The organism is Aeromonas sp. QDB11 (assembly GCF_027705265.1).
Taxonomy (GTDB): domain Bacteria; phylum Pseudomonadota; class Gammaproteobacteria; order Enterobacterales; family Aeromonadaceae; genus Aeromonas; species Aeromonas allosaccharophila.
On sequence record NZ_JAPDBM010000001.1, the window covers coordinates 33,128 to 52,889 of the forward strand.

Annotated in this window: 21 protein-coding genes; 7 read left to right on the top strand and 14 right to left on the bottom strand. The window is 61.9% G+C overall.

Annotation, left to right across the window (positions count from 1 at the left end; genetic code table 11):
* Positions 1–22 precede the first annotated feature (22 nt).
* Positions 23–2,503 carry a trimethylamine-N-oxide reductase TorA gene (gene torA / locus OKC40_RS00165; protein ID WP_270793788.1) on the top strand — a complete coding sequence of 827 codons (2,481 nt, stop codon included), beginning with the start codon at positions 23–25 and terminating at the stop codon, positions 2,501–2,503.
* A 96-nt stretch (positions 2,504–2,599) separates the two neighbouring features.
* Here the strand turns inward: torA and OKC40_RS00170 are convergent, their stop codons facing one another.
* The 4 genes from OKC40_RS00170 to OKC40_RS00185 are packed head-to-tail and all read right to left on the bottom strand — an operon-like array spanning position 2,600 to position 5,465.
* Positions 2,600–3,061 (bottom strand): hypothetical protein, encoded by a 462-nt coding sequence (locus OKC40_RS00170; protein ID WP_033114845.1) that lies wholly within the window; start codon positions 3,059–3,061, stop codon positions 2,600–2,602.
* Positions 3,062–3,102: 41 nt separating this feature from the next.
* Positions 3,103–4,452, bottom strand: coding sequence for a sensor histidine kinase (locus OKC40_RS00175; RefSeq protein ID WP_042063812.1), 1,350 nt, complete (start codon positions 4,450–4,452; stop codon positions 3,103–3,105).
* Positions 4,449–5,105: a response regulator transcription factor gene (locus OKC40_RS00180; RefSeq protein ID WP_005339826.1), complete on the bottom strand. Its 657-nt coding sequence runs from the start codon at positions 5,103–5,105 to the stop codon at positions 4,449–4,451. Before OKC40_RS00180 ends, OKC40_RS00175 begins: the two co-directional genes overlap by 4 nt.
* A 21-nt stretch (positions 5,106–5,126) precedes the next feature.
* Positions 5,127–5,465 (bottom strand): PepSY domain-containing protein, encoded by a 339-nt coding sequence (locus tag OKC40_RS00185; RefSeq protein WP_194494704.1) that lies wholly within the window; start codon positions 5,463–5,465, stop codon positions 5,127–5,129.
* A gap of 63 nt (positions 5,466–5,528) precedes the next feature.
* Here OKC40_RS00185 and OKC40_RS00190 point away from each other — a divergent pair, with 63 nt between their 5' ends.
* Complete coding sequence (locus tag OKC40_RS00190) at positions 5,529–5,777, top strand: PepSY domain-containing protein (RefSeq protein WP_058051998.1); 249 nt, start codon at positions 5,529–5,531, stop codon at positions 5,775–5,777.
* On the opposite strand, the gene msrQ is transcribed toward OKC40_RS00190, so the two are convergent.
* Positions 5,774–6,400: a protein-methionine-sulfoxide reductase heme-binding subunit MsrQ gene (msrQ, locus tag OKC40_RS00195; protein ID WP_270793789.1), complete on the bottom strand. Its 627-nt coding sequence runs from the start codon at positions 6,398–6,400 to the stop codon at positions 5,774–5,776. The two genes, OKC40_RS00190 and msrQ, sit on opposite strands and share 4 nt — an antisense overlap.
* On the bottom strand, positions 6,391–7,392 hold the full coding sequence (gene msrP, locus OKC40_RS00200) for a protein-methionine-sulfoxide reductase catalytic subunit MsrP (RefSeq protein ID WP_270793790.1): 1,002 nt from the start codon (positions 7,390–7,392) through the stop codon (positions 6,391–6,393). The genes msrQ and msrP overlap by 10 nt, the downstream gene beginning before the upstream one ends.
* A 368-nt stretch (positions 7,393–7,760) precedes the next feature.
* Here msrP and OKC40_RS00205 point away from each other — a divergent pair, with 368 nt between their 5' ends.
* Entirely contained in the window at positions 7,761–8,243 is a 483-nt protein-coding gene (locus OKC40_RS00205; RefSeq protein WP_042063807.1) for a DUF1097 domain-containing protein, read from the top strand.
* Between the two features lie 128 nt (positions 8,244–8,371).
* Here OKC40_RS00205 and OKC40_RS00210 read toward each other — a convergent pair whose 3' ends face one another.
* From OKC40_RS00210 to cydH, 4 genes are all read right to left on the bottom strand, one after another.
* Complete coding sequence (locus OKC40_RS00210) at positions 8,372–9,652, bottom strand: sigma 54-interacting transcriptional regulator (protein ID WP_005339807.1); 1,281 nt, start codon at positions 9,650–9,652, stop codon at positions 8,372–8,374.
* Positions 9,649–10,176, bottom strand: a complete 528-nt coding sequence (locus tag OKC40_RS00215) for a hypothetical protein (RefSeq protein WP_410487654.1) — start codon at positions 10,174–10,176, stop codon at positions 9,649–9,651. Before OKC40_RS00215 ends, OKC40_RS00210 begins: the two co-directional genes overlap by 4 nt.
* Positions 10,173–11,573 (bottom strand): sensor histidine kinase, encoded by a 1,401-nt coding sequence (locus OKC40_RS00220; RefSeq protein WP_270793842.1) that lies wholly within the window; start codon positions 11,571–11,573, stop codon positions 10,173–10,175. The genes OKC40_RS00215 and OKC40_RS00220 overlap by 4 nt, the downstream gene beginning before the upstream one ends.
* Positions 11,574–11,676: 103 nt before the next feature.
* The gene (gene cydH / locus OKC40_RS00225) at positions 11,677–11,769 is read right to left on the bottom strand and encodes a cytochrome bd-I oxidase subunit CydH (protein WP_111807323.1); all 93 of its coding nucleotides are present in this window, start codon (positions 11,767–11,769) and stop codon (positions 11,677–11,679) included.
* A gap of 124 nt (positions 11,770–11,893) precedes the next feature.
* On the opposite strand from cydH, the gene OKC40_RS00230 reads away from it, so the two are divergent.
* Positions 11,894–12,463, top strand: coding sequence for a 2-amino-4-hydroxy-6-hydroxymethyldihydropteridine diphosphokinase (locus OKC40_RS00230; protein ID WP_270793792.1), 570 nt, complete (start codon positions 11,894–11,896; stop codon positions 12,461–12,463).
* Here OKC40_RS00230 and OKC40_RS00235 read toward each other — a convergent pair.
* Entirely contained in the window at positions 12,389–13,093 is a 705-nt protein-coding gene (locus OKC40_RS00235) for an SDR family oxidoreductase (protein ID WP_270793793.1), read from the bottom strand. The genes OKC40_RS00230 and OKC40_RS00235 overlap by 75 nt on opposite strands.
* A 161-nt stretch (positions 13,094–13,254) precedes the next feature.
* Here OKC40_RS00235 and OKC40_RS00240 point away from each other — a divergent pair, with 161 nt between their 5' ends.
* On the top strand, positions 13,255–13,659 hold the full coding sequence (locus OKC40_RS00240) for a CBS domain-containing protein (RefSeq protein ID WP_005341894.1): 405 nt from the start codon (positions 13,255–13,257) through the stop codon (positions 13,657–13,659).
* Here OKC40_RS00240 and OKC40_RS00245 read toward each other — a convergent pair.
* Positions 13,656–14,192 (bottom strand): DUF2301 domain-containing membrane protein, encoded by a 537-nt coding sequence (locus OKC40_RS00245; RefSeq protein WP_005357578.1) that lies wholly within the window; start codon positions 14,190–14,192, stop codon positions 13,656–13,658. The genes OKC40_RS00240 and OKC40_RS00245 overlap by 4 nt on opposite strands.
* Before the next feature lie 93 nt (positions 14,193–14,285).
* Between OKC40_RS00245 and OKC40_RS00250 the strand changes: the two genes are divergently transcribed.
* A complete protein-coding gene (locus OKC40_RS00250; RefSeq protein ID WP_111807318.1) occupies positions 14,286–15,050 on the top strand; it encodes a substrate-binding periplasmic protein in 765 nt (254 codons plus the stop codon).
* Between the two features lie 8 nt (positions 15,051–15,058).
* On the opposite strand, the gene asnC is transcribed toward OKC40_RS00250, so the two are convergent.
* The gene (asnC, locus tag OKC40_RS00255) at positions 15,059–15,520 is read right to left on the bottom strand and encodes a transcriptional regulator AsnC (RefSeq protein WP_033135290.1); all 462 of its coding nucleotides are present in this window, start codon (positions 15,518–15,520) and stop codon (positions 15,059–15,061) included.
* A 154-nt stretch (positions 15,521–15,674) separates the two neighbouring features.
* Between asnC and asnA the strand changes: the two genes are divergently transcribed.
* Entirely contained in the window at positions 15,675–16,667 is a 993-nt protein-coding gene (gene asnA, locus OKC40_RS00260; protein WP_075114223.1) for an aspartate--ammonia ligase, read from the top strand.
* Between the two features lie 393 nt (positions 16,668–17,060).
* Here the strand turns inward: asnA and clpB are convergent, their stop codons facing one another.
* Entirely contained in the window at positions 17,061–19,634 is a 2,574-nt protein-coding gene (clpB, locus tag OKC40_RS00265; RefSeq protein ID WP_270793794.1) for an ATP-dependent chaperone ClpB, read from the bottom strand.
* Positions 19,635–19,762: the final 128 nt, after the last annotated feature.

The window sequence follows — 19,762 nt, forward strand, 5'->3', positions numbered from 1 at the left end:
GCTGGAACAGAGGAAAACCGTTATGACTTTTTTCAATGACAAGAAGACCAATCTGTCCCGCCGCAACCTGCTCAAGGGCCTCGGCGCCTGCGCAGCCCTGCCCCTGCTCGGCGGCATTTTTCCCAAGAGTGCGCTGGCGCAAGCCATCAGCACCGCATTGAGCCAGTTCCCGACTCTGGTGCCCGCCCAGAAGGGTATTCTGACCGGCGCCCACTGGGGTGCGTTTGAAGCGGTCGTTGAGGATGGCCGCATGGTGCGCGTCCAACCGGTGGCCGATGATCCGGCGCCGAACGATCTCATCGACATGGCGCCGTTCCAGGTGCACGCCAAGAACCGCATCAAATACCCCATGGTACGCAAGAGCTGGCTGGAGCATGGCCCGGGCGCCAAACCCGAGCTGCGCGGCGCCGACGAGTGGGTGCGAGTGAGCTGGGACAAGGCGATCGAACTGGTGGCCGGTGAAATCCAGCGCGTGCAGAGCGACTTCGGCCCGCAGGCGATCCACGCCGGTTCCTACGGCTGGAAGAGTGTCGGCATGTTCCACAACAGCCGCACCCTGCTGCACCGTCTGATGAACCTCTCCGGCGGTTTCACCGGTTATGCCGGTGACTACTCCACCGGTGCGGCCCAGGTGATCATGTCCCATGTGATGGGCTCCATCGAGGTGTACGAACAGCAGACCGCCTGGCCCAACGTGATCGAGAACGCCGAACTGGTGGTGCTGTGGGGGGTCAACGCTCAGGTCACCCTGAAGAACAGCTGGAACATGCCGGACCACGAGGGTCAGGCTGGCTTCAAGGCGCTGAAAGAGAAAGGCACCCGCGTCATCAGCATCGATCCCATCTACAACGAGACCGCCAAGCTGGTCGGTGCCGAGTGGATTGCCCCGAACGCCTACACCGACGTGGCCATGATGCTGGGTGTGGCCCATACCCTCTACAGCGAGAAGAAGCACGATCAGGCCTTCCTCGATCGCTACACCGTCGGCTTCGACAAGTTCCTCGCCTACCTGCTCGGCAAGGATGACGGTCAGCCGAAGAGCGCCGAGTGGGCGAGCAGCGTCTGCGGCGTCGATGCCAAGGTAATTCGCCAGCTGGCCCTCGACATGGCATCCAAGCGCACCATGATCATGGCCGGTTGGGGCATGCAGCGTCAGCAACACGGCGAACAACCGAACTGGATGCTGGTGACCCTGGCCTCCATGCTGGGCCAGATCGGCCTGCCAGGCGGCGGCTACGGCTTCAGCTACCACTACTCCTCCGGTGGCAGCCCCACCGCCAAGGGCGGCATTCTGGCGGGTATCTCCGCCGGCAACGCACCGAAGAACAGCCCGGTACCGATCCCGGTAGCCCGCATCGCCGACTGTCTCGCCAACCCGGGCAAGACCATCGACTTCAACGGTCGCAAGGTGACCTATCCGGACATCAAGCTGGTCTACGTGGCGGGCGGCAACCCCTTCCACCACCATCAGGACACCAACAACCTGCTGCAGGCGTGGCGCAAGCCGCAGACCGTGATCGTTCACGAGCCCTACTGGACCGCCACCGCCAAGCACGCCGACATCGTGCTGCCGGTCACCACCAGCTACGAGCGCAACGATCTGGAGATGGGGGGCGACTACTCCCAGCGCTATGTATTCCCGATGCACCAGTGCGTGCCGCCCCAGCACGAGTCCCGCAACGACTTCGACATCTTCAGCGCCATCGCCGCCAAGCTGGGGGTGCAGGAGCAGTACACCGAAGGCAAGGACGAGATGCTGTGGCTCAAGCAGATGTATGACGGCATGGCGGCGCAGGCCCGTGGCGCCCGCGTGGCGCTGCCGCCGTTCAACATGTTCTGGGAGTCCAACAACTACATCCGCTTCCCGATCCCCGAGGCCAACCGCCAGTGGATCCGTCACGCCGATTTTCGCGAGAACCCGCTGCTCAACCCGCTCGGTACCCCGTCCGGCAAGATCGAGATCTTCTCCAACACGGTGGCCGGGATGGGTTATGCCGACTGCGCCGGCCATCCCAAGTGGTATGAGCCCAAGGAGTGGGTGAAGAGCGAGGTGGCGGCGCGCTATCCGCTGTCGCTCAACACTTCGCACCCGACCCAGCGGCTGCACTCCCAGCTCGACAACACCCCGCTGCGGGACAAGTTCGCCATCGCCGACCGCGAGGCGATCATGATTCATCCGCAGGATGCCAAGGCCCGCGGCATCGCCCAGGGAGATCTGGTGCGCGCCTTCAACGAGCGAGGCCAGATCCTGGTGGGCGCCCTGCTCTCCGAGGATGTGCGTCAGGGGGTAGTGCGGATCTGCGAAGGGGCCTGGTTTGATCCGGCCAAGCCGGGCGAAGCGGGCAGCATCTGCAAGAACGGCAACGTCAACTGCCTCACCTTCGACGAAGGTTCGTCCAGTCTGGCGCAAGGCAACTGCGGCCACATGGCCCAGCTGCAGATCGAGAAGTACACCGGCCCTGTGCTGGCCAACACCGCCCACGCGGTTCCGGCCAACGGCTAAGGCGATTGCCACCCAATAAAAACGGCGCCATCAAGGCGCCGTTTCTTTATCTGTCTGCCATCTGTCTACCAAAGCGCAGGCATGGTCGGGATGGGTTTAGAACTCCCCTTCCTCCATATACTCCTGCGCGCACTCCACCAGTTGCGGCCACAGCTCTTCCGGCACCCAGGCGTCCGGGTCATCTTCATCCCCGTCGTACTGGCTCCAGAAATAGCGGCGCAGGCCGGAGGCGAACTCGTCGCTGATCTCGGCCAGCTCGGAGAGCGGCCCCAGCCAGGCGATGCGACGCAGGCCGGAGGCGAGATCGTTGATGGCATCCATCAGGGTGCGATCGTCGAAGCTCTGCTCCACCAGCAGGGTGAAGCGCTCGCGCGCCTGTTCAGTCTGATCTTCCTCCAGCTCGCCCACATCGGCCAGCAGGTCGACAAAATCTTCCAGAAGGAACGCGATCAGGCCATCCCTGTCTTCAAACCACTGGATTTGGGCGCCCTTGACCCCCAGCACAGAGGCATCAAACGAATCGTCAAGGTGACACAGTGCCCACGGATCGTCGGTCATGCTTCTCTTCCTCAGGCTAAAATAAATGCCATATGTTATGCCTAGCTCTCGACTCTTGCCACCTTGGGCAACGAGAGAGAGGCGGCCAGACCGCCCAGTTCGGCGCGGCCCATGATGAAACTGCCCCGATAGGCTTCCGCCAGATCGGAGACGATGTTGAGACCCAGGCCCGAGCCCGGTACCTTCTCGTCGAGCCGCACCCCGCGCAGCACCGCTTTGGCGATCTGATCCTCGCTCATGCCGGGGCCGTCATCCTCGATACGCAGGGTGATCCAGCCCCCCAGCTCGGCGCTGGAGATACGCAGCTCGCTGGCGGACCACTTGAAGGCATTCTCCAGCAGGTTGCCCACCATTTCGTCAAAGTCCTGCTCCTCCACCCCGACCGCCAGATTGGCGGGCACCTGCAGATCTACCGTCTTGCCCGGATAGAGACGGGAGAAGGCGCGGCAGATGTACTCCACCCGCGCCCGCACCGGGGTCGAGACCCCGAGGATCTTGGCGGCGCCGGTCACCCGCGCCTTGCCAAGGTGGTAATCGATATGGCGCTGGATCTGGTCGAGCTGCTCGCCGATGGCGGCCTGATCCTCCGGCGGCAACTGGGCCACCTGATTGCGCATGATGCTGAGCGGCGTCTTGAGGGCGTGGGCCAGATTGCCTGTGTGGGATCGCGCCCGCTGCAGCAGCTCGCCGTAGTGGTGCAGCAGTCGGTTGATATCCTCCACCAGCGGCTGGATCTCCAGCGGATAGCGCAGCCGGAACCCCTCCTGATGGCCCTCATGAACCCGTCCCAGTTCACGACGCAGCAGGTGTAGCGGCCGCAAACCATAGACGATCTGGAACATGAAGCCGAGCACCAGACCGGCGGCGGCAAAGCCGAGGCCGAGGAACAGGCTGATCCGGGTCTTGTTGAGGGTCTGGGTCAGGGCGCTGCTGTCCTTGGCCATCACCAGAGTGAACACCCGATCGGAACCGGGCAGCAGCACAGTGCGGGTCATGATCAGCAAGGGTTCACGATTTGGCCCCTTGCCGACAAAGAGGTCGGGATCACCAAACGCCGACTTGAGCCCGTCGCTCTTCAGGGTGGTATCCCACAGGGAGCGGGAGCGCCCCACCACATCGTGGCCCAGCTCCAGCTGCCAGTAATAGCCGGAGTAAGGCTGGCTGAAACGGGGATCCGACATCGGCTCGACCACCACCGGCAGGCCGGTTTTGGCCACCTCCAGCCGGGAGAGCAGATCATAGAGCTGCAGGCGCAGACCGTCGGCCTCCGCCTCCTGCCAGTAGTTGCGCATCATGGTCTGCAGGCTGAAGCCGGTGGCGAACAGAAACAGCCCGCACCACACCAGCGCGATGGCGAGCAGTCGCCCCCGCAGGGTTCTCACCAGCCTCATTCGTTGATCCGGTACCCGAGGCCGCGCACTGTTTCAATCAGGTCAGGGTTGGTTTTCTTGCGGATCCGGCCGATGAACACCTCGACGGTGTTGGAGTCGCGGTCGAAATCCTGGGCATAGATGTGGTCGATCAGCTCGCTGCGCGACACCACCTTGCCCCGGTGCTGCATCAGATAACCGAGCACCCGGAACTCGTGGGCGGTCAGCTTGATGGGGGTCCCTTCGTACCACACCTGAGACGCGGCCATGTCGAGGCGCACTCCGCCAATCTCCAGAATGGAGCTGGCGTTGCCTGCCGCCCGGCGCACCAGCGCATGGACCCGTGCCACCAGCTCGGCCACCTGGAACGGCTTGGTGAGGTAGTCATCGGCACCGGCGTTGAGCCCTTCGATCTTCTCGTGCAGCTGACCACGGGCGGTCAGTACCAGCACCGGGGTATCGATCCCCTTGCTGCGCCACTCTTTCAGCACGCTCAGCCCATCGCGCCCCGGCAGGCCGAGGTCGAGAATGATGGCATCGTAGGGTTCGGTCTCGCCGAGGAAACCGGCCTCGTTGCCGTCGTGGCAGAGATCGGTGACAAAGCCGGAGAGGCGCAGCTGTTCGGCCAGCTGGCCGGCCAGGATTTTTTCGTCTTCAACAATCAGAATTCGCATGAACAGGCTTCCACACAGGGGTTATTCATCATCCTCGACCGGGGGCTTGGGCGGTTCGAACAGCCGCTCCAGATGGTGGCCCTTGGCCCACACCAGCTCAAGGTTGTCGGCCCGATAGGCCACCTTGATCACGCTGTTCTCCCGATCGATGACTCGCAGTTCATAGAGCCAGATACCATCCTCTTCCCCCAGATCCACCCGCAACACCCGCACCGGCAATCTGGCCGCCACCTCCATCATTTCATGGAAGGGCCGAACCCGTCCCTCATGGACAGCTTGCTGCAGCATGGCTTCATCAGGCGTGACCGCCTGTGCCAGCACCGGCAGCAATAACCCGAGCAGAGGGAGCGCTCTATTCATGGATGATTCATCTCCAAAAACCTAACATAATGGCGTTTATAGTCTGCCAGCCATGAATCCGGAATGAATATGATCCCGCGCAGTGTCCTGCTGATCCTTTGTCTGTTGAGTGCCACAAGCTGGGCGGCCCAGAGCCGTCTCGACATGGCCGGGCTGGTCAAACTCCTGCTGGCGCAAGGGTATCACGACATTCGGGAAGTGGAGCTGGAAGGGGACAAATTCGAGGTCAAAACCCTCAATCGCCAGGATCAGAAGGTGCATCTCATCGTCGATGCCTACACTGGCGAGATCAAACAACAAGAGGCCGATTAGGCCTCTTTTGCATTCCAGCGTCCCCGCATGGGGCGCAGCAGCTTATCTTTCCTCGGCCAGAGCAGGGCGCAGGCCAGCAGCAGGTAGATGAGGGGCTCCCCCCAACCGCTCTTGAGCGACCACCAGTAGTGCACCGGCACCAACAGGGCGATGGCATAGACCCAGTTGTGCAGCTTCTGCCATGCGGCGCCCATTCTGCGCTGCAATGCGGGCAGCGAGGTGATGCTGAGGGCGGCCAGCAGCAGCAATGCCACCATCCCCACCACTATGTAGCTGCGCTTGACCAGCTCGCCACCAATCAGCCCCCAGTCAAACTGCAGATCCAGCCCCAGCCACGCCATGAAGTGGAGTAGCGCCCAGGCAAAACACCAGAGCCCGAGGGGGCGGCGCAGCTTGATGAGCTGCCCCTGCCGCCAGCGCTTGGCCAGCGGCGACACCAGCAGGGTGAGCAGCAGCAGGTTGAGCGCCCCCTTGCCGAGGTAGTGGATCAGCTCGGGCACCGGATCGCCCCCCAACAAGCCTGCCGGAATGGCAAACCCGAGCCAGAGCAGGAAGCCGAGAGCGCCCAGATGCACCAGTGCCCGCAAGCCGCTGATATGGGCCGGTTTCAATCTCAGTACCATTGGCGCAGATCCATCCCCTGATAGAGCGAAGCGACTTCATCACCATAGCCGTTGAACATCAGGGTCGGCTGACGTTTGGCGCCAAACACGCCGCCCTCGCCGATAAAGCGCTCGCTGGCCTGACTCCAGCGCGGGTGATCCACCTGCGGATTGACGTTGGCGTAGAAGCCATATTCGTTGGGCGCCAGCAGGCTCCAGGTGGTCGGCGGCATCTCCTCCACCAGCCGGATCGAGACGATGCTCTTGATGCTCTTGAAGCCATACTTCCACGGCACCACCAGCCGGATCGGCGCGCCATTCTGGGCGGGCAGGGTCTTGCCATAGAGCCCCATCGCCAGGAAGGAGAGCGGGTGCATCGCCTCGTCGATACGCAGCCCCTCCACGTAGGGATACTCGATGCCGCCCCCCAGACTGGAGGCTTGGCCCGGCAGCTGTTTCGGGTCAAACAGGGTTTCGAAGGCGACAAACTTGGCACGACTGGTGGGCTCGGCGCGGCGGATGATCTCCGCCAGCGAGATACCGTTCCAGGGCAGTACCATGGACCAGGCTTCGACGCAGCGCAGCCGGTAGATCCGCTCCTCCAGCTCGCTCTTGTTGATGAGATCCCACACATCGAGGGTAAAGGGCTTGGCCACCTCCCCCTCCACCTTGAGGGTCCAGGGTTCGGGTTTGAGGTAATGGCCGTTGCTGGCCGGGTCGGACTTGTCGGTACCCAGCTCATAGAAGTTGTTGTAACTGGTGGCCTTCTCTTCCGGTGTCAGCACCAGATTGGCCGGTCGCTCCGCAGGCTTGCTGTTGAGCGGCCTGGTGGCTAATTGGGGGGCATCCTCTTTACCGCGCAGCAGGTCTAGCACACCGGCCTGAGTGGGAAACGCCAGGGTAGCAGCGCCCAGACCCAGCCCCTTGAGAATAAGGCGGCGATCCTGATAGACGGCTTCCGGAGTGACATCCTGTTCGGTGAGGGGGTGAGCGGCACGACGCTTGATCAACATGAAAAACTCCCGGGGCTACATAAGGCGATATGGATAAGACCCGCCCCGGCAGATTTTTATTTCACACAAATTTACATCATGTGGTGCAGGGGCAGTGCCTTGGCCATGGTGCCGACCAGAAACAGGACTACGAACACCAGCAGGGGAACGATCACGTTGGGCGCCATCAGACTCACTCCATGAGCAGGACAGGGCCTCTAACTATGGCCGAGGGTTTGGCCGGTCACCAATGAATTTTTTTCGCGAGCGCAAGCGTATTCCTGAGTTGAAAAGGGTGATGAAGATCACACACAATTCTGCCCCCGCTTGCCGCCCCGATTGCCGGGGGTAGGCTGCCCATTTTGCGAAGCCAACTGAAGAGTCGCCCCATGAGCCCACTGATCGCCATCGCCATCACTACTGGAATTCTCTCCGCCGTCTGGGGCTGGATTGCCGTCGCGTTCGGCCTTATCTCCTGGGTCGGCTTTCTCGGCTGCACCAGCTATTTCGCGTCAAGCGGCGGCTACAAGGCGCTGCTGCAGACCATCTTCTGCAACACCAGCGGCATGCTGTGGGCGCTGCTGCTGATCCATGGTGGTGACCTGTGGGGTGCTGGCGTGGCGGGCTATGTGATGACGGGGGTGGTGGCAACCCTGATGTGCGTGCAGGCCAAGCAGCAGTGGCTCGGCTACATTCCCGGCACCTTTGCCGGTTGCTGTGCCACCTTCGGGGCGGCTGGCGAGTGGCGGCTGATCCTGCCTTCCCTCATCATTGGTGCCTTGTTCGGCTACCTGATGAAGGCGAGCGGCCTCTGGCTCTCCCATAAAACCCAGAAAGCCGATGCCGCTCCGGCTGTGATTGATCCCGCCTGATTTCATTCACTCGCCAGATCATCGGCGCACCCTTGAATTCAGCTACCCGATGAAGGCGAGCGGCCTCTGGCTCTCCCACAAAACCCAGAAAGCCGATGCCGCTCCGGCTGTGATTGATCCCGCCTGATTTATCCCTTCGATTTAAAGTTTGCTGCTTCGATACCGTGCCGATTCAATAACTTGTAAAAATCGGTACGGTTTCTGCCCGCCATGTTGGCCGCCAGAGTCACGTTGCCCTCGGTGGTGCGCAGCAAACGGATCAGATACTCCTTCTCGAATTCGGCCCGCGCCTCGTTGAACGAGGGGATGCCGCCGCCACCGCCGCTCAGGGCGGACTCCACCATGGAGACCCCGATCACCGGGCTGCAACAGAGGCTGGCGAGCTGCTCCACCACGTTGCAGAGTTGGCGCACGTTGCCGGGCCAGGCCGCGGCAGCCAGCATCGCCAGCGACTCGGGCGAAAAACCCATAGCGGCGCAGTCGCTGTGGCGGCTACGGTAATCATCGAGCGCCTGACGGGCCAGCAGGGGGATATCCTCGCTGCGGGCACTGAGAGACGGCAAGGTGATATTGGCGACATTGAGACGGTAGAAGAGATCTTCCCGAAAGCGCCCCTCCTCCATCGCCTTGACCAGATCCTGATGGCTGGAGCTGAGCACCCGCACCTCCGGCGTGCCCTGACCATACTCCTCCATCACCTGCAGCAGCTTGGCCTGCAGAGATTCGGAGAGGCTGCCAATCTCGTCGAGAAACAGGGTCGCCCCCTTGGCCTGCTCAAACAAACCGGACTGGCCATCTTCACCAAACAGCTGCAAGTCGAGTGACGCCCACGGAATGGCGGCACAGTTGATGGTATGGAGCGGCTTGTCGCGCCGCTGGCTGGCCTGGTGCAGCGCCTGCGCCATCGCCCCCTTGCCGGAGCCTGACGGCCCCATGATCAGCACCGGCACCTCCATGGTCGCAATGCTGTGGGCCTGGATCAGCAGCTGTTCCAGCTGGGGATTGCGGGTCAGGATCAGCGACTGCCACTCCTGCTGCTGTTTCGGCCGCGTCAGACTCAACGCATGTTCAATGGTGGCGAACAGCTCATCCTTGTTGATGGGTTTGGTCAGGAAGCTGAATACGCCGGAGCGGGTCGCCTGAATGGCGTCCGGGATAGTGCCGTGGGCGGTCATGATGATCACCGGCAACCCCAGCCACTGGGCCTGGATCCGCTCGAACAGCGCCAGACCGTCCATGCCGGCCATCCGCAGATCGCTCAGCACCAGATCGGCCCGTTGCTGACGCAACCGGTCGAGGGCCCCTTCCGCACTGTCGGCGGTATCCACTTCATAACCCTGACTGCGCAGCCGCATGCTCATCAGTTTGAGCAGGCTGACGTCGTCATCCACCAACAGGATCCGGCTCATGGTATTACCTCACGATTCTCGTTCAGCTTGCGCTGGTTGAGCTGGTCGTCGATAGCGGTCAGCTGCTCGATCTGGCGGCGCAGCCGCTGGATCTCCTGACTCTGGTCATCGCGACGGCTGTCGCGAGCCAGCAGCTGCTCGCCGAGGGCGATCCAGCTACGTAAAAAGGCCTGCGCATCGAGACCCAGTTCGGGCAGCATCTGCTTCAGGCGCGCCAGACCGGCGGTGCGATTGGCCACAGATTCGGCGGGGTGGGAGTCCACCATCGCCAGACTGACCCGGCTCTCCAGATCGTCAACCCCTTTCAGACGCTGACGCTCCTGCACCCGTTGCTGGGGGTGACTGGCCAGCAGCCAGTCGGAGTATTGCAGACGCACCTGCATCTCCTTGTTGGCAAACTCCATCCGCTTGGCAAAAGCGATATCGGAGGACTCCCGCTGTGCATGTTGCGGCAGCAAGGAGCAACCCGCGAGCAGCCCTGCCATCAGAGCTGGAAATACGCGTTGTATCTTCATAGTCCTCATTTCAACGTCAACCTGAAACAGACATCCGCCTGTTCATCCTCTACCAGAACCAGTTCCCCCCCCAGGCTGTTGGCAGACTCGCGGGCGATGGAGAGGCCCATGCCCGAGCCTTTCAAGAGACCTTGCCGCACTGTGCTGCCTTGCTCGAAGGGTTCAAAAATGCGTTGCTGATCGGCCACGGGGATCTTGGGCCCCTCGTTGGCCACTTCCAGCCAGCTTATCTGTTCATCCTGCCCTGCCCTGATCCAGATATTGCCCCCGCTGGCGCCGTAACTGACGGCGTTGGAGAAGAGGTTATCGAGGATCAGCCGTAGCCGGTAGGGCTCCGCCCACAGGGTAACCGGCACGGTCGGCAAGTGTACACGGATCTGCTTGGACTCCAATGCCAGCCGGTACTCTGCAGAAAGTTCCGACAACATCGGCAGCAGGGGGACGGGCTCCAGTTCGAAGGCCTCCTGCTGACTGAGCCGGTTGAAGTCGAGCAGCCGCTCGATCAGGGTCTGCAAACGCCGACTGTTCTCGTCGAGCATCTGGCAGATCTCCAGCTGATCCGGCGTCAAAGGCCCGACCAGCTGCTCGCAGAGCAGATCCGTCCCCTCCCGCAGCACCGCCAGCGGCGTCTTGAGCTCGTGGGAGACATGGCGCAGGAACTGGTACTTCTGCAGCTCCAGCTCCTTGAGTTTGTCGTGCAGCCAGACGATCCGCTCCCCCAGCAACACCAGCTCGGCGGGGCCGTCAACCGGGCTGGGATCGGGTTCGACCCCGGCCCCCAGACTCAAGATGCGCGACTCAATCTGTCGTACCGGGTGGATGATGAGGTAGGTGAAGATAAAGACCAGCAGCAGGCTGATGGCCGCCACAACACCGCTCACCCACCAGAGTTCGCGGGTCAGCTCCGCGATGGTCAGTTGTACCCGATCGATGTGCTCATCAACCCGGCTGCGGGTGACCACTTCGAGCTGCTTGTTGGCATCGTTGAACTGCTCGAGCTTGTCGCCCGCCACCGCCGTCCGGGCCAGCGCGGCATCCTGCAAACTGTCGAGCCAGGCCAGCCCCTGATCGAGCCCGCGGTAGAGCTGGCCATCGGAGATGGAGCTGCGATGCTCCGCCAGCAGCACCCGATACCCGTCGAGTTGCTGCTGGTAGCTGGTGAGACTGCGCCGGTCCCCCAGCACCGCGAAGCGGCGCAAGGTGCGTTCGATATCGATGGCTTGCGCCGTCAGCAGGGTGGCACGGCGGGTATCCTTGACCGCCCGCACCATCTCGTCGTTGGTGAGCTGGCTGAGGTGGGCAAGGGCGGTGCTGTTGTGCCAGATCATCCCGCCCAGCGGCATCAACACCAGCGCGAATCCCATCAATACCACCTGCAGCAGGGAGCGTGGGCGAACCTTGGTCATCATCTCTTCTCTTGCATTCTCACCGGTGCGCCAGCATAGCCGCACCGTCCCAAAAAACAAAACCGGCCAACAGGCCGGTTTGGATTATCTGGATTGCGGTGATTCACGCCAGCGCGACAGAGGCCAGACAGATAATCAGGATCATCGCCAGCGCGCCCGAGGCGGTCAACAGCGCCCATTTCAGCTCCACACTCATGCAAACCTCCTTTCTGCCAATCAGTGCCGGATCACAATAGATAAAACAATGTTAAGCCATAGTTAATCCGATAACCGTGAGCTGCGTATACATTTCAGATGAGCCCAACCCCGGGAAGGTGAGCATGTTCTATCTGTGTAGCATTGGTTCCAATCTTGACCCGCATACCCATGTCAGCCGCGCGCTGGCCGAGCTGCTTGCGCACGTCGGCCCCCTGCAGCTGAGTTCGGTGATCCGCACCAAGCCGGTGGGAATGCACTCCAGCCACGACTTTCTCAACTGCCTGCTGGTGGTGGAGAGTCCACTCGATGCCGTCCGCCTCAAGCAGCGCTTTATCGCCCTCGAGGTGGCTCACGGCCGGGATCGCAGCGATCCGCTCTGCAAGGTGCACGATCGCCCGCTCGACATCGATATTCTGGCCAGCAACACGCACGGCGACTTTGCCACGGCAGAGGTCGATTCCTATCTGGCTGAGCTGCTGGCCGAGCTCTACGGCCATGGCGAGGTGCATGACCCCAAGGTGGCGCTGCAGGTGGCGCTTCACGGCCCCTCGGACAAGCCCAGCAAGGGCTTGCTGACCCGGCAGGTCGGGCTGGGGCCGCTGGTGCTCGGCAACCCCTCAGAGGGTAGCCAGCGCGCGCCCGCCATCCACCTTGATGCTGGCCCCCGTCATATAACTGTTCCCCATCAGTAACTGCACCGCCTGCCAGATGGGCTCAAGCCCCCCCTCCCGCGCCAGCGGTGTTTTCGCCAACACCTGCTGGCGCCATGCCTCGTCATGCTCGTCGAGAAACAGGATCGGCCCCGGCTCTATGGTGTTGACCCGCACCGTGGGCGCCAGCTCGCGGGCAAAGCTCATGGCCAGCGAATGAGCGCCCGCCTTGGTCGCCACATAGCTGGCAAAACGGGGGGCCGGGGCATGGATATAGATATCGGTGATGTGAATGATGCTGGCGTTGGGATTGCTGGCCAGCTGGGGCGCCAGAGCCCGGTTTAGCTGGAAGGGGGCCGCCATGTGCACCCGGTAGAACTGCTCGAACTGGGCCAGCTGCGCTGCCGGATCGGCCGCCTGCGGCTCGAAGGCCGAGGCGTTGTGGATCACCAGCGCCAGATCCTGATCGGCCGCCAGCACCTCGATCAGCTTGCCAACGTCCTCTTCCCGGCCAAAATCCGCCTGCACCAGCTCGACCCCCAGCGCTGCCAGCGTGGCCAGCTCCGGCCGCTCGCTGCGATAGCTGCCCGTCACCTGCCAGCCCGCCGCCACCAGCTGTTCACAGAGATAAAACCCCAGTCGACGGCCGCAGCCCGTAACCAATGCACGCATACGCTCTCCTTTCCCTTTCATGGTCTTGCATGAACGAAGCCCGCCTGCCAGCGGATCACCGCCGATGGCTTGTGCCTATCAATCCCTGCGGCACAAGCCATTGGTCGCGGGCCACCCGGCCGCGGCATAGTGGCGGCATCCCCTCTTGCGGAGTCACCACCATGCTGAAAGTACACCACCACATGGGTCGCCTGACCCACTCCCTCACCGCCGGACTCGGTCTGGCCGAGGCGCTGGATCGCCTGCATCAATCCGGCCTTGGCGGCTTGCCGGTGCTGGATGAGCAGAAACGGCTGATCGGCTTTCTCTCCGAACAAGACTGCATCCCCAGCCTGCTCACCGGCAGCTACCACTGCGACACCCGTACCCGGGTGGAGGATCTGATGAACCGCACGCCCCTCTCGGTCGGGCCGGATGACAGCATTCTGGAGCTGGCTCGCCAGATGGCCGATGCCAAGCCCAAGATCTACCCGGTGCTGCAACAGGGCAAGGTGATCGGCATCATCAGCCGCCGTCAGGTGATGCAGGCCCTCAACCAGCAGATGAAGGTGTGTCAGCAAACCTAGATCTGGTAACGCCCCTTGTCACCGATATCGAAGTGCAGGGGCATCCGCCACTTGGCCAGCGCCAACAAAGTCAGCAGGGCCCCGCAGACCAGCGCCACCAGTGCGGCGGCCCACTCCACCCGCAACCACTCCAGCAGCCATAACGCCGGCAGCAGCACAGGAACCAGCTTGATGCCGGGAATGGCGAAGCAAAACTGCTCCTTGAACGCCAGCCCGGAGAGCGTCGCCAACGCCGCGCCCAGCACCAGCGCATCCGGCGCCCCCACCGCCGCCAGGGCCAGCGCGCCCCAACCAAATCCCTGCAGAATCAGGCGAATCCGCTTGTCGTAGATATGCAGCGAGAAGCCGCAGATTGCGCTTGCCACTGCCAGCGACATCAACCATTGTGCCGACGGGAGCAGTGCCATCCCGCTCAGCAGCGCCGCACCGCGGCAAAGCAGCAGCAGGGCAGCCGCACTCAAGCCAAGGCGGTAGAGCGAGACGGTCAACTTGTCGATCCCGTCCAGCGGGCTCTCGATTTCAGGGTTTGCCATAACCATAAACAGTCGCTTCTAACGGATCAGGTGTTACCCAATATACTGGAATCAGGTTCTGGAATATCTTCAAACGGGCTCAGGAGACGTAGTTTGCGTGTGATCCCCCTGCTTTTGTTGCTGTTTCCACTCGGATTGCCGGCCAAGGAGCTGGTGATCTGCGGCACCATGGAGCCCCCGCTCAAGTTTCTCGATGCCGATCAGAAACCCCGCGGACTCGATATCGATATCGTCACCGCCATCTTCGACAAGCTGGAGACGCCATTCCGGATCGAGCTGGCCGATTCGGGGGCCCGCCTCACCCGCAATGCCGAAACCGGCGCCTGCGACCTGGTGATGACCCACTCCTACAAGGCGGAGCGGGAGAGTTATCTCATCTACCCGCAGCAGGCCCATATTCGCCACAGCTGGCACTTCTTCGTGCGCAAGACCGACCTGCTGAAGATCCGCTACGAGACGCTGGCCGATCTCAAACCCTGGCGCATCGGGGTGACCAAGGATTTCTCCTATACCCCTGAACTGGCGGCGGCGATGACCGACCCGGCCTATCAGTTCCAGGAGATCACCATGAACCAGCTGCAACTGCGCAAACTGCTGGCCGGACGGATCGATACCGTGCCGATGCCGCTGGTCACCGCCTTCACCCAGATCAAGGAGGAGGGGCTGACGGGCAAGGTCGATTACCTGCCCAAACCGCTCAAGAGCAGCCCCTACTTCAACACCTGGACCCGCGCCAGGGCCGACGAGAATACGCCCGCCCAGATGGCCGCCTACGATGCCGAGCTGCTGCGCATGAAGCGCAACGGCAGCCTCAAGGCCCTCTACGACAAGTACGGCATCCCCTATATCGAACCCTGATCAACGGGTCAGGGCTTCACATCCCGCAGGATCGGGTTTTGCAGCGAAATTAACGTTTCAGTGGACTGGATCTCGTCGATGGTCTGGATCTTGTTGATCAACACGATCTGCAGCTCGTCGATGGAGCGGGTCATCACCTTCATGAAGATGCTGTAGTGACCCGTGGTGTAATAAGCCTCCACCACCTCGTCCAGCGCCTGCAGCTTGGCCAGCGCCGAGGGGTAATCCTTGGCGCTCTTCAGATTGATCCCGATAAAGCAGCAGACGTCATAGCCCAGCTTCTTCGCGTTCACCTGCACCCGCGTCCCCTCGATGATCCCCGCCTGCTTCATCTTCTCCACCCGCACATGGATGGTGCCCGGACTGACAGCCAGTTGTTTCGCCAGTTCGGCGTAAGGGATCCGCGCATTCTCCATCAGGGCGGTGAGGATGGCCTGATCGAGATTATCGATCCGGTAATTTTCCGGCATTTTTTTGCACTCCCGTTGGCGATATCTCATTAAACAACGGCTTATTTTGAAGAAAAAAACACGTAAAGCCTATTTCTATTATCGAATATTGAATTTAGCCGCCAATCTGTTGAAGAATCACCACATCCAACGGGGTTTGAAACAGGAATTCAGCATGAAACAGCACTACATTCGCAGCCAACAGCAGATCAGCTTCGTCAAAGAGATGTTCTCCCGCCAACTCGCCCAGCAACTGGGTCTGATGGAGGTGCAAGCCCCCATTTTGAGCCGGGTCGGTGATGGCACTCAGGACAACCTCTCTGGCCACGAGAATGCAGTGCAGGTCAAAGTGAAAACCCTGCCGGAGCACAGCTACGAAGTGGTGCATTCACTGGCCAAATGGAAGCGCCAGACTCTGGGCCGCTTCGGCTTCGGCCCGGGCGAAGGCATCTACACCCACATGAAGGCGCTGCGTCCGGATGAAGACAAGCTCACCCCCATCCACTCGGTCTACGTGGATCAGTGGGATTGGGAGAAGGTAATGCCGAGCGAGCGCCGCGATCTGGCCTATCTGCAGGAAACCGTGCGCGGCATCTGGGCTGCCATCAAGGCCACCGAGCGCGCCGTCTGTGCCGAGCATGAGCTGACCCCCTTCCTGCCAGCCGAGATCCAGTTCCTGCACAGCGAAGAGCTGCTGACCCGCTACCCGGACCTCGATGCCAAGGGGCGCGAGCGCGCCATCGCCAAAGAGCTGGGGGCCGTGTTCCTGATCGGTATCGGTGGTGCCCTCTCCCACGGCGAACGCCACGATGTGCGCGCCCCGGACTATGACGACTGGAGCAGCCACAGCGAGCTGGGTCTGGCGGGTCTGAACGGGGACATTCTGGTGTGGAACCCGGTACTGCAAGACAGTTTCGAGATCTCCTCCATGGGGATCCGGGTCGACGCCGAGGCGCTGCGCCGCCAGCTGGCCATCACCGGTGACGAGGACCGCCTGCAGTACGACTGGCACCAGGATCTGCTGGCCGCACGGATGCCGCAAACCATCGGCGGCGGCATCGGCCAATCCCGTCTGGCCATGCTGCTGCTACAAAAAGAGCATATCGGGCAGGTTCAGGTTGGTGTGTGGCCCTCTGAAATGAAGGCCACCATCCCGGGCATGTTGTAAGCCGGTTTTCTCGTAAAGGAGCATATCGACAAACAGGCACAAGTCGGCGTCTGGCCATCAGAGATGAAGGCTGCCGTACAGGGCATGCTGTAAACAAGTTGATTTCATCGGTCTGGCCTGCACGCCATCGCGAGCGGGTCAGCCCTGAAGGTGTGTGGCGGTGCGGACTGAACGAGCGCAGTCCGGACATGCTGTAAGCCGTGTGGCCATCCCTGATGGCACGCGGCGAAACCGGGGCTTGCCCCTGCGACCCGCTCAACCCACGCCAGGTCGCGTCACTACATTCCTCCCGGCAATCTTCGGATTGCCGTTTTTTTTGCGCCCGAATCCCCGCCGCCAGATATGACAACGCCAGCCCGAAGGCTGGCGTTGCAAACATCGACACGAGATCGGTTACTGGGTCATGGTGAGACCGTTGCTGTCGGCCCCCAGCAGCAGTTTTTTGCCCGGCACGATGCGACCGGAGAGCAGCGCCTGCGCCAGCGGGTTTTCCACCTTGTGCTGGATCGCCCGCTTGAGGGGCCGTGCCCCGTAGACAGGGTCGAACCCGGCATGCACCAGCTTCTCGAGCAGCGCTTCGCTCACCTCCACCTCGTAACCCTGAGCCTCCAGTCGGCCCATCAGGCTCTTGAGCTGGATGCGGGCGATGGACTTGATGTGATCCTCGCCGAGCGGGTGGAACACCACCGTCTCGTCGATCCGGTTGATAAACTCCGGCCGGAAGCTGCGGGTCAGCACCTCCATCAGCATGGCCTTCATCTCGTCGTAATCCTTCTCGGAATGGTGCTCCTGAATGAGATCCGACCCGAGGTTGGAGGTCATGATCACCACCGAGTTGCGGAAATCGACGGTGCGGCCCTGACCATCGGTCAGGCGGCCATCATCGAGCACCTGCAACAGGATGTTGAACACATCCGGGTGCGCCTTCTCCACTTCGTCCAGCAGGATCACCGAGTAGGGGCGACGGCGTACCGCCTCGGTCAGATAACCGCCCTCTTCGTAACCCACATATCCGGGAGGCGCCCCCACCAGACGGGCCACGCTGTGTTTCTCCATGAACTCGGACATGTCGATACGCACCATGGCATCCTGGGTATCGAACAGGAACTCCGCCAGCGCCTTGCACAGCTCGGTCTTGCCCACCCCGGTGGGCCCCAGGAACAGGAAGGAGCCGATGGGGCGGTTCGGATCGGAGAGACCGGCACGGGAGCGGCGAATGGCGTTGGAGACCGCTTCGACCGCCTCCTCTTGCCCGATCACCCGGCTGTGCAACTGCTCTTCCATCCGCAGCAGCTTGTCACGCTCCCCTTCCAGCATGCGGGCCACCGGAATGCCGGTCCAGCGCGCCAGCACGTCTGCTATCTCCACGTCGGTGACCCGGTTACGCAGCAGGCTGGTCTCCTGCATCTCGGCCTGGGTGGCGAGATCCAGCTGTTTCTCCAGCTCGGGGATGCGGCCATATTGCAGCTCGGACATCCGGCCCAAGTCGCCTGCGCGGCGTGCCACATCGAGATCCTGACGGGCCTGCTCCAGCGCCGCCTTGATGTGCTGGGTACCGGCGAGAGCGGCCTTCTCAGCCTTCCACACCTCGTCCAGCTCGTTGTATTCCCGATCTTTTTCGTCAATCTCCTGATTGATCAGCTCCAGACGCTTGCGGCTGGCGTCATCGTCCTCCTTCATCAGCGCCTGCTGCTCCAGCTTGAGCTGGATGATGCGCCGCTCGAGGCGATCGAGCGCCTCCGGCTTGGAGTCGATCTGCAGCCGGATGCTGGCCGCCGCCTCGTCAATGAGGTCGATGGCCTTGTCCGGCAGCTGGCGATCCGCGATATAGCGGTGGGACAGCTGGGCCGCCGCCACGATGGCGGGGTCGGTGATCTGCACATGGTGGTGCAGCTCGTAACGCTCTTTCAGACCGCGCAGGATGGCGATGGTGTCCTCCACGCTCGGCTCTTCCACCAGCACCTTCTGGAAACGGCGCTCAAGGGCCGCATCCTTCTCGATGTACTGACGGTACTCATCCAGTGTGGTGGCACCGACGCAGTGCAGGTCGCCACGGGCCAATGCCGGTTTCAGCATATTGCCCGCATCCATGGCCCCTTCGCCCTTGCCGGCGCCGACCATGGTGTGCAGCTCGTCGATAAAGAGGATGACGTTGCCCTCCTCCTTGGCGAGATCGTTCAGCACGGCTTTGAGCCGTTCTTCAAACTCGCCGCGATACTTGGCACCGGCCACCAGCGCCCCCATATCGAGGGAGAGCACCCGCTTGTTCTTCAGCCCCTCCGGCACTTCACCGTTGATGATGCGCTGGGCCAGCCCCTCGACGATGGCGGTTTTACCGACACCGGGCGCACCGATCAGTACCGGGTTGTTCTTGGTGCGGCGTTGCAGCACCTGAATGGTACGGCGGATCTCGTCATCCCGGCCGATCACCGGGTCGAGCTTGCCGATTTCGGCCCGCTCGGTCAGATCGATGGTGTACTTCTCCAGCGCCTGGCGATTCTCCTCGGCGTTGGCATCCTCCACCTTCTTGCCGCCACGCACCTTGTCGATGGCCGCTTCCAGTTTCTCTTTGGTCAACCCCTGGGCACGCAGCAGCTCGCCCAAGTTGCCCTTCTCGTCGAGAGCCGCCAGCACGAACAGCTCGGACGAAATGAACTGATCCTTGCGCTGCTGGGCCAGTTTGTCGCAGACGTTGAGCAGGCGACCGAGGCCGTTGGAGAGCTGAACATCCCCCTCCACCCCGCTCACCTTGGGCAGGCGATCCAGCTCCTCGCCGAGGCGGGAGCGCAGAGAATTGATATCCATCCCGGTCAGGGTGAGCAGTGGACGAATAGAGCCGCCATCCTGATTAACCAGCGCGGTCATCAAGTGGACGGGTTCGATAAATTGGTGGTCACGACCCAGAGCCAAAGACTGGGCATCGGAAATAGCAATCTGGAATTTGCTGGTCAGGCGATCGAGGCGCATTGCACTCCCCCTTTCAAGACGGACGCCGCTTGCGCGGCAAACAACATAACTTTCTGAGATGAAAGATGAGGCCCGTACGGGCTATTTCAAGGGCATGGGCTGGTTATTTTTTCTGCAAAGCGGGGAGA

Excerpts from the sequence above, each read along its gene's own strand:
- OKC40_RS00180 (WP_005339826.1), bottom strand. The coding sequence starts at position 5,105 with ATGCGAATTCTGATTGTTGAAGACGAAAAAATCCTGGCCGGCCAGCTG.
- OKC40_RS00235 (WP_270793793.1), bottom strand. The coding sequence starts at position 13,093 with ATGCGTGCATTGGTTACGGGCTGCGGCCGTCGACTGGGGTTTTATCTC.
- OKC40_RS00185 (WP_194494704.1), bottom strand. The coding sequence starts at position 5,465 with ATGAATAGAGCGCTCCCTCTGCTCGGGTTATTGCTGCCGGTGCTGGCA.
- OKC40_RS00190 (WP_058051998.1), top strand. The coding sequence starts at position 5,529 with ATGAATATGATCCCGCGCAGTGTCCTGCTGATCCTTTGTCTGTTGAGT.
- torA (WP_270793788.1), top strand. The coding sequence starts at position 23 with ATGACTTTTTTCAATGACAAGAAGACCAATCTGTCCCGCCGCAACCTG.
- cydH (WP_111807323.1), bottom strand. The coding sequence starts at position 11,769 with ATGAGTGTGGAGCTGAAATGGGCGCTGTTGACCGCCTCGGGCGCGCTG.
- OKC40_RS00215 (WP_410487654.1), bottom strand. The coding sequence starts at position 10,176 with ATGAGGACTATGAAGATACAACGCGTATTTCCAGCTCTGATGGCAGGG.
- OKC40_RS00170 (WP_033114845.1), bottom strand. The coding sequence starts at position 3,061 with ATGACCGACGATCCGTGGGCACTGTGTCACCTTGACGATTCGTTTGAT.
- OKC40_RS00245 (WP_005357578.1), bottom strand. The coding sequence starts at position 14,192 with ATGGCAAACCCTGAAATCGAGAGCCCGCTGGACGGGATCGACAAGTTG.
- OKC40_RS00175 (WP_042063812.1), bottom strand. The coding sequence starts at position 4,452 with ATGAGGCTGGTGAGAACCCTGCGGGGGCGACTGCTCGCCATCGCGCTG.
- asnC (WP_033135290.1), bottom strand. The coding sequence starts at position 15,520 with ATGCCGGAAAATTACCGGATCGATAATCTCGATCAGGCCATCCTCACC.
- asnA (WP_075114223.1), top strand. The coding sequence starts at position 15,675 with ATGAAACAGCACTACATTCGCAGCCAACAGCAGATCAGCTTCGTCAAA.
- msrP (WP_270793790.1), bottom strand. The coding sequence starts at position 7,392 with ATGTTGATCAAGCGTCGTGCCGCTCACCCCCTCACCGAACAGGATGTC.
- OKC40_RS00220 (WP_270793842.1), bottom strand. The coding sequence starts at position 11,573 with ATGACCAAGGTTCGCCCACGCTCCCTGCTGCAGGTGGTATTGATGGGA.
- OKC40_RS00210 (WP_005339807.1), bottom strand. The coding sequence starts at position 9,652 with ATGAGCCGGATCCTGTTGGTGGATGACGACGTCAGCCTGCTCAAACTG.
- OKC40_RS00230 (WP_270793792.1), top strand. The coding sequence starts at position 11,894 with ATGTTCTATCTGTGTAGCATTGGTTCCAATCTTGACCCGCATACCCAT.
- OKC40_RS00205 (WP_042063807.1), top strand. The coding sequence starts at position 7,761 with ATGAGCCCACTGATCGCCATCGCCATCACTACTGGAATTCTCTCCGCC.
- clpB (WP_270793794.1), bottom strand. The coding sequence starts at position 19,634 with ATGCGCCTCGATCGCCTGACCAGCAAATTCCAGATTGCTATTTCCGAT.
- OKC40_RS00240 (WP_005341894.1), top strand. The coding sequence starts at position 13,255 with ATGCTGAAAGTACACCACCACATGGGTCGCCTGACCCACTCCCTCACC.
- msrQ (WP_270793789.1), bottom strand. The coding sequence starts at position 6,400 with ATGGTACTGAGATTGAAACCGGCCCATATCAGCGGCTTGCGGGCACTG.